Genomic DNA, 15,030 nt, shown 5'->3' with positions numbered 1-15,030 from the left:
ACAAAAATGACCCAAGCGGACGGTTGGGAGGCTTCATGAAAAAGCATATCGTGGCGCTGGCGGTGCTGACGGCATTCGCCGGGCCTGCGGTCGCGCAGAACAGCGTGACGCTTTACGGTCTGATCGACGAAGGCTTCGACTTCACGAACAACGTGCTCGGTCATCACGACTACGAGTTGCAAAGCGGGTTTGTGCAGGGCAGCCGATGGGGGCTCAAGGGCACCGAGTCGCTGGGTAACGGTCTCAAAGCGGTGTTTCAGCTCGAAAACGGTTTCAATCTGAGCAATGGACGTCTGGGCCAGGGCGGCCTGATGTTCGGCCGGCAGGCTTATGTGGGGCTGGCCAGCGATTCATACGGCACGCTGACGGTAGGCCGCCAATACGACTCGGTGGTGGACTTCCTCGCGCCGACGACGGCCAACGGCAGTTGGGGCGGTCTGCTGTTCTCGCATCCTTTCGATAACGACAACACCGACAACACCTTCCGCGTCAACAATACCGTCAAGTATTTGAGCCCTGATTTCGCGGGCGCGCAATTCGGCGGTACTTATAGCTTCAGCAATAGTACGAACTTCGCCAATAATCGCCAATACAGCATTGGCGGGCAATACGCGAATGCCGGATTGCTCTTTGCCGCGGCTTACTTGCAGGCGAACAATCCGTCCGCCAATGCAACGGGCGCGATCGGCAATGGCGGCGATACCAATTTCGTAGCAAGCCGGCTGCGTATTTTCGGCGCGGGCGTCAACTATACATTTGGCCCGGCGACCGCGGGCTTCGCCTATACGAATGCGGACGTGCGCGATCCGACTGCCAATGGCTATCTCAATCAGATGACGACGGGCGAGACGCTGGCGCCGGTCACCGGGCCGCTGGCCGGTGCGGCCGTGACCTCGATCCGGTTCCAGAACTTCGAGATCAACGGCAAGTATCAGCTCACGCCGACGCTCTATGTCGGCGCGCAATATGTTTACACGCTGGAGACGTACAACACGGCGCTCGGCAGCGCAAGGCCGAAGATTCATTCGTTCGGTTTGATGGCCGATTACAACCTTTCCAGCCGGACCGATGTCTACATCCAGGGCGCGTTCCAAAAAGTCGGGGGCGACGCGACCGGCTCGAGCCTCGATAATGCCTACGTGCCGGGTGCGGCCGACTTGTCGGGCAGTTCCCGGCAGGTGGTCGGCCGTGTCGGCCTTCGCCATAAGTTCTGATCCTCCGACGCAGTTCGGGGCGGGTGGCCCGTTGTTTGCGAGCGCGCTGACGAGACGCTGGTCCGATGCCATCGCAGGCCATTCGAATTGAGGAGACGCGAATCATGACCCCGACACAAACGCTTGCCGCTCAACTGATCGAGGCGCACCGCACGCATCGGTTGATCGATGCGGGATCGATCGCTGCGTTGACGCCCGCGGATGCCGAGGAAGCCTACGTCGTCCAGCAATCGGTGCTCGCCGAGTTGGGCGGATGCGCCGGTTACAAGATCGGAGCGGCCTCGCCCACCGCCGAGCCGTCCTATGCGCCATTGCCGGCGCGCCGCGTTTTCGGCGCGGCGAAGGGCGTGCGCCTGGCCGACTACACGCGGCTCGGGCTCGAACTCGAGATCGCGTTCAGCTTTGCCGAGGATATCGACCGGACGTTCGCCGAGCGGGCCGAAGACACGCTGGACGCGATCGATACGATGTCGGTGGTCGTCGAGGTGGTCGATAGCCGCTATGAGGGGTGGCCCAAGATCGATCCGCTGCTGCAATTGGCGGATTTGCAGAACAACGGTGCGCTCGTGATCGGGGATTCGCGGCCCTACGACAAGAATTTCGATTTCGCTTCGCCGCAGGTCTCGTTTCGCTGCGGGGAGCACGAGATTTTCAGCGGCCGCGCGAAGCATCCCGCGGGCGATCCGCGCCGCCTCGTCGCATGGCTCGTCGCGCAGACGCTGCGAAACGGTCATTCGATTCCCGCGCGTACCGTGCTGACAACGGGCTCGTACACGCCGCTTTATATGGCGAAAGAGCCCGCTCGCGTGCACGGCACGATCGAAGGGTTCGGGAAAATCGAGTTCGAGATCGCATAGCACGCCAGCGTGCAGCGGTTCGGGAAGCCGCGCTGGCCGCTTCCCGAAATCAAAAACGCTGCGGCTGCGCGCCTCTCAGTTCGCCGTGGCGGCCTCGCCCGGCAGCACCTTGTTGCGGCCTGCGGCCTTCGCGTGATAGAGCGCCTCGTCGGCGGCCTTGATCACTTTGGCCGCATCGGTTTGCTCGTCGGCATCCCGTTCCGGGTCCCAGGTCGCAAAACCGATGCTCGCCGTCACGCGGCCGAACTCGCTACTCGCATGGACGATGTCGAGGTTCGCAATTGCGTTGCGAATCCGCTCGGCGATTTGAGCCGCCTCGTTTGCCGGCGTGTCGGGCAGCACGATCAGGAACTCCTCGCCGCCGTAGCGTGCTGCACTGTCGTTCGGCAAACGGATGTTCGCGCTGATGCAGCGCGCGACCTCGAGCAGCGCATTGTCGCCGGCCTGATGCCCGTAGGTATCGTTGTAGGCTTTGAAGTGATCGATATCGACGAAGAGCAGCGAAAGGGCGCGCCGTGCGCGGCGCGTCTCACGCCATTCTTGCTCGAGGATTTCACCGAGCATGAGGCGGTTGTTCAACCCGGTCAGGCCGTCCACGCGGGCGAGCAGCTGCAATTCGGATTCGGCGAGCAGGCGCCGCCGCAGTTGGACGCTCAGCATGATGGCGAGTGCGACGAACGCGAGCGCGAGCACCACCATCAGTCCGAGGACCGGCAGCGCCCGATGCTGCCAGCTCGCATAGATATCGTCCTCACCCTGGGCCGTCATGATGATGAGCGGCAACCCTTTCAGGTGCTTGAAGTAGTAGAGCCGGCGCACGCCGTCGATCGAAGCGGTGTCCGTAAAGGTGCCCTCGGGCGCCGACATGAAGCGGCGAAACGTGCTGGCAGACCGGATATTGCGACCGATGATCTTCGGATCGAACGGTTGGCGCATCACCATGACGCCGTCTTCGCCGATCAGCGACATCGAGCCGTGCGGCCCGAGAGCCAGCCCGGCGAACAGGTCGTGAAAGTACTCGAGATTGATCGCCATGAGCGCGATGCCGGCGAACGAGCCATCGGGGCGCGAAATCCTGCGGCTCAACGCAATGCTCGGCGAGCCGGCTCGCAACTGGGACTGGAACGGGTCGCTGATGTAAAGACCGGCATCCGGGCGATCCCGGTGGACCTGAAAATACTCACGGTGGTAAAAATTGCCATGCCGGGGCACGGGACCGACCGCATCGAGGACGATATTACCTTTCTCGTCGAGCACCAGCACCGACCCGAGGTATTGGGCCGTCGTCGCGCGATCGAAAAGCACGTCCTGGCGCACCTGCGGCGGCAATGCCATCGTCACCGGACTGCTTACACCGTCGACGACGGCTTGCAGCGAGAGCGCGTAAATCTCGAAATTGCGCGTAATGTCTCGCTCGGCAATCAGCGCGAGGCTTTTAGAAATATCTTCGGCGCGCTCGAATGCGCTGAGCCGCCCCTGATAGAGCGAGACCACGGACAGTGCAACCATGATCGCGGCGATGACGATTGCGCCGAGTACAACCCCGCTCGGCCCGCCCCAGCGCGAAAAGACGCTTCTTATTCGTCTGATTCGCGCGCGCATCGTTTTACCGCCATGTGTCTCCACCATTCGGGTGCATTCTCGGACTTCGCTGAGATTCGATCGGATTGACCCTACGATATGGATATATGCGCTATTGCGTCAAGCGGTCCGTTCGATCCAAACGCGTAGGGCCGCGCATTTTCGCACACTCGAGAATGCGCATCGCCGATGCGTCTATCTGGTTTCTTGAGTGATGCGTTTGCGCAACACCGGAATGAGCCGCTCGTCGGGCATCGCGCACGCCGAAAGCGCGGGGACCTCCGGAAAGGCGATCTGTGCGATGGATGTCAACACCTGGCCCGGGGGCGCTTCGACGAGCACCGATGCCCCCAGTTCGACGATCGATGTCAGGGCGTCGAACCAGCGCACGGTATAGCGCATATTGGTAGCCAGATCTTCGCGGATCGCGTCCGGGGCGCGCAGCGGCCGCGCCCGACGATTGCCGATGTAGAGCGCGCGAGGCGCATGAAACGGAATCTGGGCCGCATACGACGACAATTCGTCCGATTGAGCCGCAAGCAGCTCGCAATGCGACGGGACGCTGACCGCGAGTCGCTTGGCACGATGCGCACCCGCTTCGAGCGCACGCGCATTGAACGCTTCGAGTGCTTCATCGGAGCCCGCGACGACGATCTGCCGGGGAGCGTTGACGTTGCCGACGTAGACGCGCACTGCATGTTCCCGTGCCACCTGATCGGCCAGTGCCTCGACTTCGTGCTCGGTCAGCCCATCGATGGCGGCAAGGCCGTAGCCGCCCGGGTAGGCGGCTTCCATCAGTTCGGCGCGCCGCTTCACGAGCGCGAGCGCGTCTTCGAACCCGAGCGCGCCGCAGGTCACCGCCGCCGCGTAGGCGCCGACGGACAAGCCGGCGCACATTGCGATGTCGAACCCCTCATCGGCGAGACGGCGCGCCGATGCCACACCGGCCACGACGAGGCCGATCTGCACCGCCACGCTCGAGCGCAGCGCATCTGACGTATCGAGCGAGAGGACATCGATCGAAAGCGCCGCCGATGCCTGATCGACGGTCTCCCGGATGACCCGATGTTCGGGCAGCCGGTGGAGGAAGCCGGGGCTTTGCGCGCCCTGGCCCGGAAAAAGACAGGCGAGCATCATGCGCCTTGCACGGGCGATGGGTCGACCGGCTGTGCCGACCAGGGATTGTCGACCAGGCACGGGCCGTTCGGAGTCCTGAGCATCGTGCGCGGCTTGGCCGCGGCCCACTCCGAAAGCGCGATGGCGCCCGCCGGCGTTTCGAGTTGAACGTCGATCCGTGCGCCGGCCATGGCCCCTGCCGCCTGGATGTCCGCGAGGAGGGCGGCCGCCTCGCCCGGCGCCACTTCGTCCGGTGCGCGCACGAGTAAATCGAGGTCGCTCGATGCGCTGACGGTCGGTAGGCGCGTGGCGAGCTCGAAACCCGCGCTGCCCGTCGGCCCCCACTGATAGCGCGCGAGGCGGCGCACAGCGCGCAGCCCGGCGAGTGCGACGAACGCGCCGAGGCCGCGGCGGTCGGCGGACGGGGCGGCGGCCAACAACTGCTCCGGGCCGACGATTGCTTCGATGTCCTCACGCCTCGCGTAAGCCGCATAGCGTTGCGTGCGCACGTCGCCGCGGATGCCGATGGGAATCGCGGCGTTGGCGTAGACCGCCCGGCGCACCACGGCAAAAGGTATGCGGCTCAGCGCCGCGTGCGCCCAAGCGGGCGCGTCGCTCGCCAGCGGTGAGCGATTCAGTTTCAGCAGGTCGTGAGGGCGTGCCATCGTGAATGCCGCTCCCGCGCTCAGGCCGCGTCCCATTGCGCTGCGAGCCGTCGTCGTACCTCGATGGAAGCCGCGCGCGTCGATCGGGCCGCTTCGTTGTCGAGCCGGCGGGACAGGTCGCGCTCGCTGCCGTCTATGCCGGCGATGGCTTCCACGAGCGCGTCGCGCACGCGTTCGATCTGTGCGGCGGTGGGCGCATCCGCATCGACATCCGTGACGAGACGATCGAGCAGGCCGAGTTTGGCGAAGGCCGATAACGCGTACGACATCGGCGTGACGGTCTCGCCGAGCGCGTCGAGCGCTTCGACCGAGCGGCGCGTGACGCGCGCCGCCGCATCCTTGCCCATCGCGTGGACCATCGTGCCGGGCGCGTCGAGCGCGAGAATCCGGTTCGCTTGATACCCGTGCGCGAGGAACGCGCCCGACATCGCCGGGCCCACGATCAGCGCGACGACACGATGCCCTGCGAGCCGCGCGCTGGCATAGGCATCCACGGCTGCTGCGCAGGCGAGATGAATGCCGAGCATTTCCTCGCGATAGCCGTAGGCTTGGCTCTTGACGTCGACGATCGCGACGATCGGACGCGGCCGTGCGCTCGCGGCATCTTCGTCGATGGCCTGCCGCACTGCGCGTGCGAGCAGCCATCCCTGCTCCAGTCCGACCACGTTCTCGCGCGCGCGCACGAAGCGGTTCCGTTCGTCAGGCACGACGGCGATGAAGCGCGTGCGCGTGCCGCCAAGCGGTGCATCGGCACACCAGACGGGGGCCGGTGTCGCCGGCTCGCCCGCGAGTGCCCGCATCCAGCGCTCGCCGCGGGTCAGGGGGGCTTCGTTCATTGGGACTCCTCACGATTCGCTTGCGGCGCGGCGTGCTGCTCGCAAGCCGGCTCATCGCATGCGTCTTGCTGGCCGCAGGGGCGGAACACGGCGCGCATCGCCTCGGGTGCGACCGTTGCCGGATCGATGCGCGCGAGGCTGTTCAGATAGCGCTGGACCGCCTCGCTGCGATGCGGGCCGGCCACGCCTTGCGAAAAGGCGACGTGCACCGCCGTTGCGATCGCGCTGGCGTCGTCCTCGACGAGCATGTCCGCAAAACCCGAAGCGACCCGTTGGGCACCGCCGATCAATTGCCAAATGCGCAGACGATCGGTGGCGTCGAGTTCGTCGATGCCCGCTTCCTGTTCGATGACCTCCGGGCCATTCATGCCGAGGCGCCCCTGCCGCGTCATGACGAGCCGCGTGCAGAGCGCGGCGGCGAGCGACATGCCGCCGAAGCACCCCACCATGCCGGCGATCACGCCGACGACGGGGACGTGGCGGCGCAACGAGACGATGGCCGACTGGATCTCCGCGATGACGGCCAAGCCGAGGTTGGCTTCCTGCAGACGCACGCCGCCTGTTTCGAAGACGATGACGGGGCGCACGGGCCGCCCGTTTTCGCAATCGCGCAGCGCCAGCTCGAGGGCCCCGGCGATCTTGCTGCCCGCCACCTCCCCGATGCTGCCGCCCTGAAACGCCGATTCGATCGCCGCCACGACGGCCGGTGCGCCGTCGATGGTGCCGCGCGCGATGACGACGCCGTCATCGGCCTGGCAGACGATGCCTTGCAACGGCAGCCAGGGGGAAGTGAGCCGATCGAACGGTCCCAGGAGTTCGCGGAATGTGCCCGGATCGAGCAGGGCGCGGGCGCGTTCGCGCGCACTCAGTTCGATGAAACTCTCGCGCGCGATGAAGGGCGCGGCCGTGATTGCCTGATCGGTCATCGCGGGGCTCCCGGGGCAGCCGCGCCGCCAGCGTCCCGCGCCGCTTGCACGGCCTCTACCGCTTCGGCCAGGCGCAGCGAAACGACACCCGGCGTCGCGCCGAAATCGTTGATTTCGACGCGCACGGCGCCGTCGAAGCGCGAGAAGAAGCGATCGAGCACGCTCTTCCAGATATGGCCGTAACCGTCGACGCTCGTTTGAACGGCGACCTGCGTGCGCATTGCGTCGTTCGGCCACAACAGCACTTCGAGATCGCCCGAACCGACCACGCCAACATGCGCGCGCGATGTCACGACCTGTTGCGCGGGATACTCGAACGTTAAATGCTCCATTCGTCTGGGCTCCTGCCGGTGCCGTACCGCACCAGCTTGTCGATGAAGAGGGTGGCTGCGAGAAGATCGGCCGCACCGCCCGGCGATGCGTTCATCGCGACGAGGCGGCGGTCCAGCCGGTAAAGCGCCGCCCGGCCCGCCAGGCTCGCGCTGCCGCCGCAGGCGAGCACTTCGCGTGCGCCGCGTTGAGCGGCCTCGAGTGCCGGCGGGCCTGCGCGATGCAGCAGACAGGTGTCGTCGAGCGAGACCATGATGGCGAGCAGGGTGTCGATGCGCGCGGCGTTTTCGCCGTGACCGCGTCGCCGCGCCGCCTCGAGCGCGGGCAGTCCATGCTCGATGACGTGCGGAAAGCCGTCTTGTGCCTCGCGGCGCGCGCCGCCCACGCCATACCGTTGGCGAACGCGTGCACCGTTGCTGTCGGCCGGCAGCAGCGGCGCCGCGTAATCGGGGAAGCAGGCGATTCGCGCACCGTAGGCGCAGATGCTGCGAGGCTGCCAGGCGCGTTCGGTGTCGTGCGCGATCGTTGCGCCAGCAACGAGCAGCCCGATGATCCAGATTGCACCGCGATGTGCATTGCTGCCGTTGGTGGCCGCCATCATCGCTATTTCGCCCGCGCGGCCGAGTGCGGCGAGCTCGCTGCGCAGCGCGGCGGACGGCCGCTGCCCTCGGGCCGCGCGCGCCAGTGCGGCGAACGTGGGTTCGAGCGCGTGCGCCGAGCGCAACATGCGCGCGAGATCGAGATCGCGATGAGCGCCGCTGCCGCGCCGGTCGACGAGCGCGGGTTTCGGCGTCAACTGCGCTTCCTCGATCAGCGCCTGCACCGCCAACGCGGCGAGCAGCGACGCCGGATCGGACGCGCTGTCGCGAAGCTCGCGGGCGGTGTGCGCCGGGACGCGCATCGGGGCGGGGGACACGGGTTACCAGCTCCTGAAACGGGCAGGGGGCGCATACAGACCGCCCGACCATGCCACGAGATCGTCGATGCTGCGTGCCGCGAGCAGCGAGCGTTTCGCTTGCGCGCGACGGATGCCGAGGTCTTCCGGATAGGCGACGATACCGCGCCGCCGCAACTCGGCCGTGCGCTCGGGCTTCGCGCGCAGGCCGATCGGCGTCACGCCGGCTACGGCCGCGAGCGCGGCGCGCCGCTCCTCGATACCTTGGGCCTTGTGCAGATAGGCGATGCCTTCCTCCGTGACCACGTGGCTGACGTCGTCACCGTAAATCATGACGGGCGCGATCGCCATGCCGCTCTTGGCCCCCACGGCCACCGCGTCGAGTTCGTCGACGAAAGTCGGCTCCCCGCCTTTTTTGTACGTCTCGGCCAGCTGGACGACGAGCTTGTGGCCACGCGCGATCTCCGCACGTTCGGCGCCCGCCGCTGGCGCCTGCGCCGTCAGGAGCTTGAGCCACGGCTCCGTCGCATGACGGCGCCCGCGCGGATCGTGGCCCATGTTCGGCGCGCCGCCGAACCCCGCCAGCCGCCCGCGCGTGACCGTCGACGAATTGGCATCGGCGTCGATCTGCAGCGTCGAGCCGATGAAAAGATCGACGCCGTATTGCCCCGCCAGTTGGCACAGCACGCGGTTCGAGCGCAAGCTGCCGTCGCTGCCGGTGAAGAATACGTCGGGCCGCGCGGCGATATAGGCTTCCATGCCGACTTCGCTGCCGAAGCAATGAATGCTCTCGACCCAGCCCGATTCGATCGCCGGTATCAACGTGGGATGGGGGTTCAGCGTCCAGTTGCGGCAGATCTTGCCCTTCAGGCCCAGCTCGGCGCCATAGGTCGGCAAGATCAATTCGATCGCGGCCGTGTCGAACCCGATGCCATGATTCAACGACGTGACGCCGTAGGCTTCGTAGATGCCGCGTATCGTCATCATCGCGGTGAGCACCTGCAGATCGCCGATATGACGCGGATCGCGCGTGAAAAGCGGTTCGACGGCAAACGGCCGGTCCGCGACGACTACGACATCGACCCACGATCCGGGAATGTCGACGCGCGGCAAGACGTCGACTATTTCGTTGACCTGAACGATCACGATGCCGTGCCGGAATGCGGCCGCTTCGGCAATCGTCGGCGTGTCCTCGGTGTTCGGTCCCGTATAGAGGTTGCCGTGACGGTCGGCCTTTTCGGCGCACAGCAGCGCTACATGCGGCGTCAAATCGACGAACATGCGCGCGTAGAGCTCGACATAAGTATTGATGGCGCCGATTTCGAGCTGACCGTCTTCGAGCAGTTGCGCGACGCGCAGGCTCTGCGGCCCTGCGAACGAGAAGTCGACCTTGTGCGCGATGCCGCGCTCGAACAGCGTCAGATGCTCGGGGCGGCTGATGCTCGAAATGAGCAGGTGCACCCCGCTGACCGTCGCCGGATCCACTTGCGCGAACGAGCGCGAGAGAAAGTCCGCCTGCTTCTGGTTGTCCCCTTCGAGGGCCACGCGGTCGCCGGGGCGAATCAGCGCTTCGAGTGCATCGACGATGCGCTCGCGAGGTAGCACCCCATCGGCGAGCCACGGCGAGACGACGGCCATGCGCCGCGCTTTTTCGTCCCGCAAGGTGGTCCATGAGCGTTTGGCGGTCGTGTCGGCAACGGAATTCATCGGCAAGTCGGCTCGGGTTGGCTCGAAATGGGTGGCTCGGTGAGGGAGCGCACGGCGATCAGTCTTTCAGTAATTTTGGCGCTGCCGCGCGGCGCTTACGTGCCGCGTCGGCATTCGTTGCCGCGACGCCGGATGCGTTCATGTTCTCGTTCCCGCTTTCGCTCAGCAGGCTGTAGAGCAATTCTCCGGTACCAAGCAAATGCGCGCTCAGCAGTTTCTGCGCCGTGGGGATGTCGCGCTTGCGAATCGCCCGCATCAACGCCTCATGCTCGCGATCGGACACGCCTTTGTGGTCGGGCAGGCCGAACTTCACGCGCAGGTAGCGCTCGCCGCGGCGATGCAGCGTGGTGATCAGTTCGATGAGCTGCGGGCGCCGTGACGGCGCATAGAGGCTCATATGAAACGCTTCGTTGCGCGCGACGTAAAGCGCGGGATCGGGCTCCAGGCGTGCCGCCTCGCACAGCGCTTGAGCGTCGTGCAGTGTCGCGTCGGTGTGCGCCGGAATCGCGCACGCGATGGCGAGGCTTTCCAGCGAGGCCCGGATCTCGTAGATCTCGCGTGCTTCGTCCGCGCTCAACGGAGCCACCGTCGCGCCCTTGTTCATTTCGACTTTTGCCCAGCCCTCGGTTTCGAGCTGGCGCAGCGCCTCGCGAACCGGAATCGCGCTGACGGAGAAATGACGCGCGAGCGCGTCTTGCCGGAGCGGCGCACCGGGTGCGAGCGTGCCGTCGACGATGGCCGCGCGCAACGCGTCGGCCACCATTTTCGCCGCACTCGTGCGTGGCGCGATAGACAGGGTGCCCCGCGGCAGCGCGTCGCCGGTGCCCAAGGGTAAACGATCCGTTGCTTCGTTCATCATGGTCGATATTATATACAAAATATTCGATATAGAAATGGGACAAACCCTGGGCGGCATGCACGGGGGAGTTCCGCGGGGCTGAACCGTCGAACGGTACCTTAGGAGGAGTCTGATGAATTCGATAACCGATAGCGCGCGCGCCGCGCGACGTCGCACGCCGCTCAATCGTTCGCAGATTGCGGGCTTCTGGGGCGCGTGGGCCGGATGGACGTTGGACGGGATGGATTCGTTCATCTATGCGTTGGTGCTGACGCCCGCGCTGACGGAATTGCTGCCGCGTTCCGGCTACGCGGCAACGCCGGCCAACATCGGGCTCGCGGGCTCGATTCTTTTTGCTCTGTTCCTCGTGGGCTGGGGGTTGTCCTTCATCTGGGGGCCGCTCGCCGACCGCTTCGGGCGTACCAAGGTGCTGGCCGGGACGATCTTCACGTTCGCAATTTTCACGGGTCTTTCCGCCACCGCCCACGATGTCTGGCAACTGGGCTTCTTTCGATTCCTGGCGGGGGTCGGGATCGGCGGCGAATGGGCGCTAGCGGGCACGTACGTCGCCGAAGCATGGCCGGAGGACCGCCGCAAGATGGGCGCGGGCTACCTGCAGACCGGATACTACGCGGGCTTTTTCCTCGCGGCCGCACTCAACTACACCATTGGCGTGCATTTCGGCTGGCGCGCGATGTTTTTGACGGGCGCCGTCCCCGTCGTCGTCGCCATCCTCATTCTGCTGCGCGTGAAAGAGCCGGAGAAGTGGCAGAAGGTCGAAGCGCGCGTCGTGCATTCGCACCCGCTGCGTGAGATTCTGGGCGCCGGCTATCGGCGCCGAACCTGGGTAGCGTGCGCATTGCTGACCATTGCCATCGTCGGGCTCTGGGCCGGCGCCGTTTATGAGCCGTCGGCCGTCATCCAGCTCGCCGTGAAGGCCGGGATGGGCAAGGCCGATGCGATGAAGACGGCATCGCTCGCAACGGGTCTGCTGTCGATCGGCACGATTCTCGGCTGCCTCGCGTTGCCGCCGCTCGCCGAGCGCATCGGCCGCAAAAAGACGCTCGCCTTCTACTTTGCCGGCATGGCGGTTTCGATCGTCGGAAGCTTCGGCTGGGCCTTCTACTTGCCGAACGGCCTTGCGCCGTTCATTGCATGGCTTTTCGCGCTGGGCTTTTTTGGCGGAAATTTCGCGCTGTTCAGCCTGTGGTTGCCCGAGCAGTTCGAAACGCGCGTCCGGGCAACGGCGTTCGCCTTTTGTACTTCGTTCGGCCGTTTCGTCGGCGCCGGGGTCAATTTTCTGCTCGGCGCCGCCGTCGTGCAGACACATACGCTGGGCGTGCCCGTCGCGTTGACGGCGATTGCGTTCGTCGTCGGCCTTTTCATCATTCCCTTCGCACCGGAGACGCGCGGCGAGACGTTGCCCCAATAGGGGCGGGGGCGGGCCCGTCAGCCCGCCGCGTTGTCCTCGTCCGGGGCGGGTGTCGCGCCTTTCGGCTCGCCGAGGATGCTGATTTGGAACACCGGGGTGGCGGCAAGCGATTGCAAAAGGGGGTCTTCCGGAATGCTCAATAAAAGCGGAAAAATCACCGAGCCGCCGATCACGGCGCGCCGGCTGTTATCGGCCGGCCGCAGGCCCCAGATGTCCTGATAGACGAGCGGGACGGTCTGGCCGTCCCGAACCGTATTGCCCAGGTAGAGCATGACGTGGCCGCCGATATAGACGAGTGTGCGCATCGGCGCGCCATGCTCGACGAGGTATGCGATGCGCTCGGCGGGCGTGGCGCCGGATAGATCGGTCATGCGGCCCGCGCCCATCTGGGTCGATGAGTGACGCGGCAACCATACGCCGAACGCAGCAAAGATGCTCTGCAGTTCGGACGAACAATCGTTATAAAGCCCCAAGTTGCCCCAACCGTACGGGCGCCCGATCAGCGCTTTCATCAGCAGCGCCAAATGTCTCGGCGTCGCGGCGAACGGCATCGGCGCGATCTCGGAAGCGCGCAGCGTGGCGCGATGGATGACGGCATGGCCGTCGATGTCGCGCACGGGGACCCATACCGGATAAGCGCCGGTTCGGGGCGCGTCGGCACCCGGTAAGCTCGGCGTCGCCAAGGGCAGCACGGTGCCGGCGGGGGCGTAAAAGCGGAACGCGCCGGTGTCGTCGCTGACCGGGACCGACGCGGCGATGACCGCACCCCATGCCGCGCGCGCGGTCGCACGCCATCGCGAGACGAAGGCTTCGTCGACGCTCGCGACACCCGGCGCCTGCACCCATCCCTGCACATCGGGTGTCTGCACGTAAGCCCAGGCGCGATCCGCGCTGCGGCCGATCACATAGAGCGGCGTGCCGGGCCTGACGGCCGTCACCTGCAGGTTATCGAACGGATAGCCCTCGCCGGCGAGTTGGTGCGAGTAGTACGACGGGTCGGTCGTCGGGAGTTCGCGCACGAATAGATTGTCGGTGGCGATCGCGCGCGCCGCTTCCTTATAGCGAGGGGTTCGTGTGAACTGTGCGATATCCATGTTCGTTTCGATGGAATCGATCCACGCGTCGGTATGCGGCCGATAGTTCTGTCCATAGCCGATGCGCCGTTCGCTCTTGCCCGTGTTGTCGTAAAGAGCGATGTGTCTGCGCTGGAGATCGGCGATATCCGTTCCCCCCTGACCGTAGAGCCGCGCCGCGATGAACGCGCCGTTCCAGGGCGAAGGATCGTTCGCCTGCGTGCCGAAGTAGCGCGCGTAGAACGCGTCGAGGTGGGCACGCTGCTCGCGCGGGCTCAGAAACGGCTGATCGTAGTTGGGGCTCGACGGGTCGATCCAGCGGTCGACATTCTGGTCGTAAGCCGCGAGCGGGAACAGCGCAATGGGATCGCGATGGAGCGCCTCGCGCGAGCTCGGCGATAGGGACGCACATGCCGCGAGCGCGATGCAGCACAGCGACGCGATCGCCATGCGAGCCGCGCCGCGGAAAAAAGAGGTTTTCGACATCGTCGAGCAGTCCGGGGAATCGACGCGTACGTTCATTCCGACGACACACCGGAGCCAGGTTCGCGCGCGACGCGGCGCAGCACTTCGAACGGGCCGAGCTGCCGGATCGTCTCCATTTGTGCGGCATCGCGTACCACGAGCGACCCGGCAAAGCCCAGCGCATTGATCGAAATGCCTTCGACGCATTCCGTCGTCCGCGGCACGAGCAGCATCCAGCGCGGGGTGAACAGCAGGCTGTAGGGCGCGCGCTGTGGCGGACAAGCCGACGCGTCGTGGCGCTCGACACCGAGGTCGAGCGCGTCCAGCAGTGCTTCGTAGCGCTCGAACGCCACCCGTGCGGCGCGCTCGGGCGCCGAGGGCGTAAGCCAGGTGAATGCATGCTCGAAGGGCAACTGCGGCAGCGTACTGGCCTGCTCGCCCTGCTGCGCATCGGGAAAAAGCGTTTCGATCGGGACGCCCGTGCCGTCCAGGCCGAGCGGCAACGGCAGGATCTGCATATGCTTGTGCCGCTGACTTGCTCCGGCTGCGTCCCCGCCGTTATAGAAGCCGAGGCCGTCGAATTCGGCGAGGCAGGCACACCACGCTTCGAAATCGGCCAAGCCGAGCAGGTTCTCCTGCTCCTCGAAGGCACGCGTGGGAATCACGAGGTGGTGCTCGACGATATTGAATTTGTTCAGCAGCGCGACATGGGTTGGCGACACATCGGCCACAAATAGATCCGGATCGTAGGGGAGGAACGGATCGGCCGAAGGGGTCTCACGTTCGCCTCGCTCGTCTTGCTTGCCTTGGCGACGGCGTTCGCTCGCCTTACGCGCTAGGCTCGACACTTGCCGTATCACGAAGCGCACGCCGCGAGCTTCGATGGTCGTCGCGACGGTATCGATCGAATGCAGCGCGCCCGACTCGATGGCATGTTTCGATCGGCGCACTATGGAACGCCAAAGGGTGCCAGGCGTAAACGGTATGAACGCGGAGAGCGGCATGGCGGAAAAGGGACAAAAGGCATTGTGCCGGTCTCGTCATTGTGGCGCAAATTGCCCCGAGGCCGCGATTCGAACGATGAAACGCGGATAT

The 15,030-nt window shown here is 65.5% G+C and carries 14 protein-coding genes; 3 read left to right on the top strand and 11 right to left on the bottom strand.

The genetic code is table 11. From position 1 onward, the window contains the following. The first annotated feature begins 35 nt into the window (after positions 1–35). Both ACO1XS_RS09675 and ACO1XS_RS09670 read left to right on the top strand, forming a co-directional pair. Positions 36–1,214 (top strand): porin, encoded by a 1,179-nt coding sequence (locus tag ACO1XS_RS09675; protein ID WP_331566282.1) that lies wholly within the window; start codon positions 36–38, stop codon positions 1,212–1,214. 104 nt (positions 1,215–1,318) lie between these two features. After that, a complete protein-coding gene (locus ACO1XS_RS09670; protein WP_331566280.1) occupies positions 1,319–2,071 on the top strand; it encodes a 2-keto-4-pentenoate hydratase in 753 nt (250 codons plus the stop codon). Positions 2,072–2,146: 75 nt separating this feature from the next. Here ACO1XS_RS09670 and ACO1XS_RS09665 read toward each other — a convergent pair whose 3' ends face one another. From ACO1XS_RS09665 to ACO1XS_RS09625, 9 genes are all read right to left on the bottom strand, one after another. Then, positions 2,147–3,673, bottom strand: coding sequence for a sensor domain-containing diguanylate cyclase (locus ACO1XS_RS09665; protein WP_486390575.1), 1,527 nt, complete (start codon positions 3,671–3,673; stop codon positions 2,147–2,149). 174 nt (positions 3,674–3,847) lie between these two features. Then, positions 3,848–4,786, bottom strand: a complete 939-nt coding sequence (gene mdcH, locus ACO1XS_RS09660) for a malonate decarboxylase subunit epsilon (protein ID WP_486390574.1) — start codon at positions 4,784–4,786, stop codon at positions 3,848–3,850. After that, positions 4,786–5,433 carry a malonate decarboxylase holo-ACP synthase gene (locus ACO1XS_RS09655; protein ID WP_486390542.1) on the bottom strand — a complete coding sequence of 216 codons (648 nt, stop codon included), beginning with the start codon at positions 5,431–5,433 and terminating at the stop codon, positions 4,786–4,788. The genes mdcH and ACO1XS_RS09655 overlap by 1 nt, the downstream gene beginning before the upstream one ends. A 20-nt stretch (positions 5,434–5,453) precedes the next feature. Next, positions 5,454–6,269, bottom strand: a complete 816-nt coding sequence (gene mdcE, locus ACO1XS_RS09650; RefSeq protein WP_486390541.1) for a biotin-independent malonate decarboxylase subunit gamma — start codon at positions 6,267–6,269, stop codon at positions 5,454–5,456. Beyond that, positions 6,266–7,195: a biotin-independent malonate decarboxylase subunit beta gene (locus ACO1XS_RS09645; RefSeq protein WP_486390540.1), complete on the bottom strand. Its 930-nt coding sequence runs from the start codon at positions 7,193–7,195 to the stop codon at positions 6,266–6,268. Before ACO1XS_RS09645 ends, mdcE begins: the two co-directional genes overlap by 4 nt. After that, positions 7,192–7,527, bottom strand: coding sequence for a malonate decarboxylase subunit delta (locus tag ACO1XS_RS09640; protein WP_486390539.1), 336 nt, complete (start codon positions 7,525–7,527; stop codon positions 7,192–7,194). Before ACO1XS_RS09640 ends, ACO1XS_RS09645 begins: the two co-directional genes overlap by 4 nt. Next, positions 7,515–8,426: a triphosphoribosyl-dephospho-CoA synthase gene (locus ACO1XS_RS09635; protein WP_486390573.1), complete on the bottom strand. Its 912-nt coding sequence runs from the start codon at positions 8,424–8,426 to the stop codon at positions 7,515–7,517. The genes ACO1XS_RS09640 and ACO1XS_RS09635 overlap by 13 nt, the downstream gene beginning before the upstream one ends. An 18-nt stretch (positions 8,427–8,444) precedes the next feature. Continuing rightward, on the bottom strand, positions 8,445–10,127 hold the full coding sequence (mdcA, locus tag ACO1XS_RS09630) for a malonate decarboxylase subunit alpha (RefSeq protein WP_331566268.1): 1,683 nt from the start codon (positions 10,125–10,127) through the stop codon (positions 8,445–8,447). A 58-nt stretch (positions 10,128–10,185) separates the two neighbouring features. Next, entirely contained in the window at positions 10,186–10,983 is a 798-nt protein-coding gene (locus tag ACO1XS_RS09625; RefSeq protein WP_486390572.1) for a GntR family transcriptional regulator, read from the bottom strand. 115 nt (positions 10,984–11,098) lie between these two features. Here ACO1XS_RS09625 and ACO1XS_RS09620 point away from each other — a divergent pair, with 115 nt between their 5' ends. Further along, positions 11,099–12,397: an MFS transporter gene (locus ACO1XS_RS09620; RefSeq protein ID WP_331566266.1), complete on the top strand. Its 1,299-nt coding sequence runs from the start codon at positions 11,099–11,101 to the stop codon at positions 12,395–12,397. A gap of 17 nt (positions 12,398–12,414) precedes the next feature. Here the strand turns inward: ACO1XS_RS09620 and ACO1XS_RS09615 are convergent, their stop codons facing one another. Together ACO1XS_RS09615 and ACO1XS_RS09610 are read right to left on the bottom strand one after the other, a co-directional pair. Continuing rightward, positions 12,415–13,956: an SH3 domain-containing protein gene (locus ACO1XS_RS09615; RefSeq protein WP_486390538.1), complete on the bottom strand. Its 1,542-nt coding sequence runs from the start codon at positions 13,954–13,956 to the stop codon at positions 12,415–12,417. Between the two features lie 32 nt (positions 13,957–13,988). Continuing rightward, complete coding sequence (locus ACO1XS_RS09610) at positions 13,989–14,939, bottom strand: ATP adenylyltransferase family protein (RefSeq protein ID WP_331566262.1); 951 nt, start codon at positions 14,937–14,939, stop codon at positions 13,989–13,991. Positions 14,940–15,030: the final 91 nt, after the last annotated feature.

It is taken from the genome of Trinickia sp., assembly GCF_057351765.1.
This window is presented reverse-complemented; position numbering and strand designations above follow the sequence as displayed.

Coding starts and splice junctions, on each gene's coding strand:
- ACO1XS_RS09635 (WP_486390573.1), bottom strand. CDS start 8,426: ATGCGCGTCCCGGCGCACACCGCCCGCGAGCTTCGCGACAGCGCGTCC.
- ACO1XS_RS09670 (WP_331566280.1), top strand. CDS start 1,319: ATGACCCCGACACAAACGCTTGCCGCTCAACTGATCGAGGCGCACCGC.
- ACO1XS_RS09645 (WP_486390540.1), bottom strand. CDS start 7,195: ATGACCGATCAGGCAATCACGGCCGCGCCCTTCATCGCGCGCGAGAGT.
- ACO1XS_RS09615 (WP_486390538.1), bottom strand. CDS start 13,956: ATGTCGAAAACCTCTTTTTTCCGCGGCGCGGCTCGCATGGCGATCGCG.
- mdcA (WP_331566268.1), bottom strand. CDS start 10,127: ATGAATTCCGTTGCCGACACGACCGCCAAACGCTCATGGACCACCTTG.
- ACO1XS_RS09655 (WP_486390542.1), bottom strand. CDS start 5,433: ATGGCACGCCCTCACGACCTGCTGAAACTGAATCGCTCACCGCTGGCG.
- ACO1XS_RS09675 (WP_331566282.1), top strand. CDS start 36: ATGAAAAAGCATATCGTGGCGCTGGCGGTGCTGACGGCATTCGCCGGG.
- ACO1XS_RS09610 (WP_331566262.1), bottom strand. CDS start 14,939: ATGCCGCTCTCCGCGTTCATACCGTTTACGCCTGGCACCCTTTGGCGT.
- mdcE (WP_486390541.1), bottom strand. CDS start 6,269: ATGAACGAAGCCCCCCTGACCCGCGGCGAGCGCTGGATGCGGGCACTC.
- ACO1XS_RS09640 (WP_486390539.1), bottom strand. CDS start 7,527: ATGGAGCATTTAACGTTCGAGTATCCCGCGCAACAGGTCGTGACATCG.
- ACO1XS_RS09625 (WP_486390572.1), bottom strand. CDS start 10,983: ATGAACGAAGCAACGGATCGTTTACCCTTGGGCACCGGCGACGCGCTG.
- ACO1XS_RS09665 (WP_486390575.1), bottom strand. CDS start 3,673: ATGCGCGCGCGAATCAGACGAATAAGAAGCGTCTTTTCGCGCTGGGGC.
- mdcH (WP_486390574.1), bottom strand. CDS start 4,786: ATGCTCGCCTGTCTTTTTCCGGGCCAGGGCGCGCAAAGCCCCGGCTTC.
- ACO1XS_RS09620 (WP_331566266.1), top strand. CDS start 11,099: ATGAATTCGATAACCGATAGCGCGCGCGCCGCGCGACGTCGCACGCCG.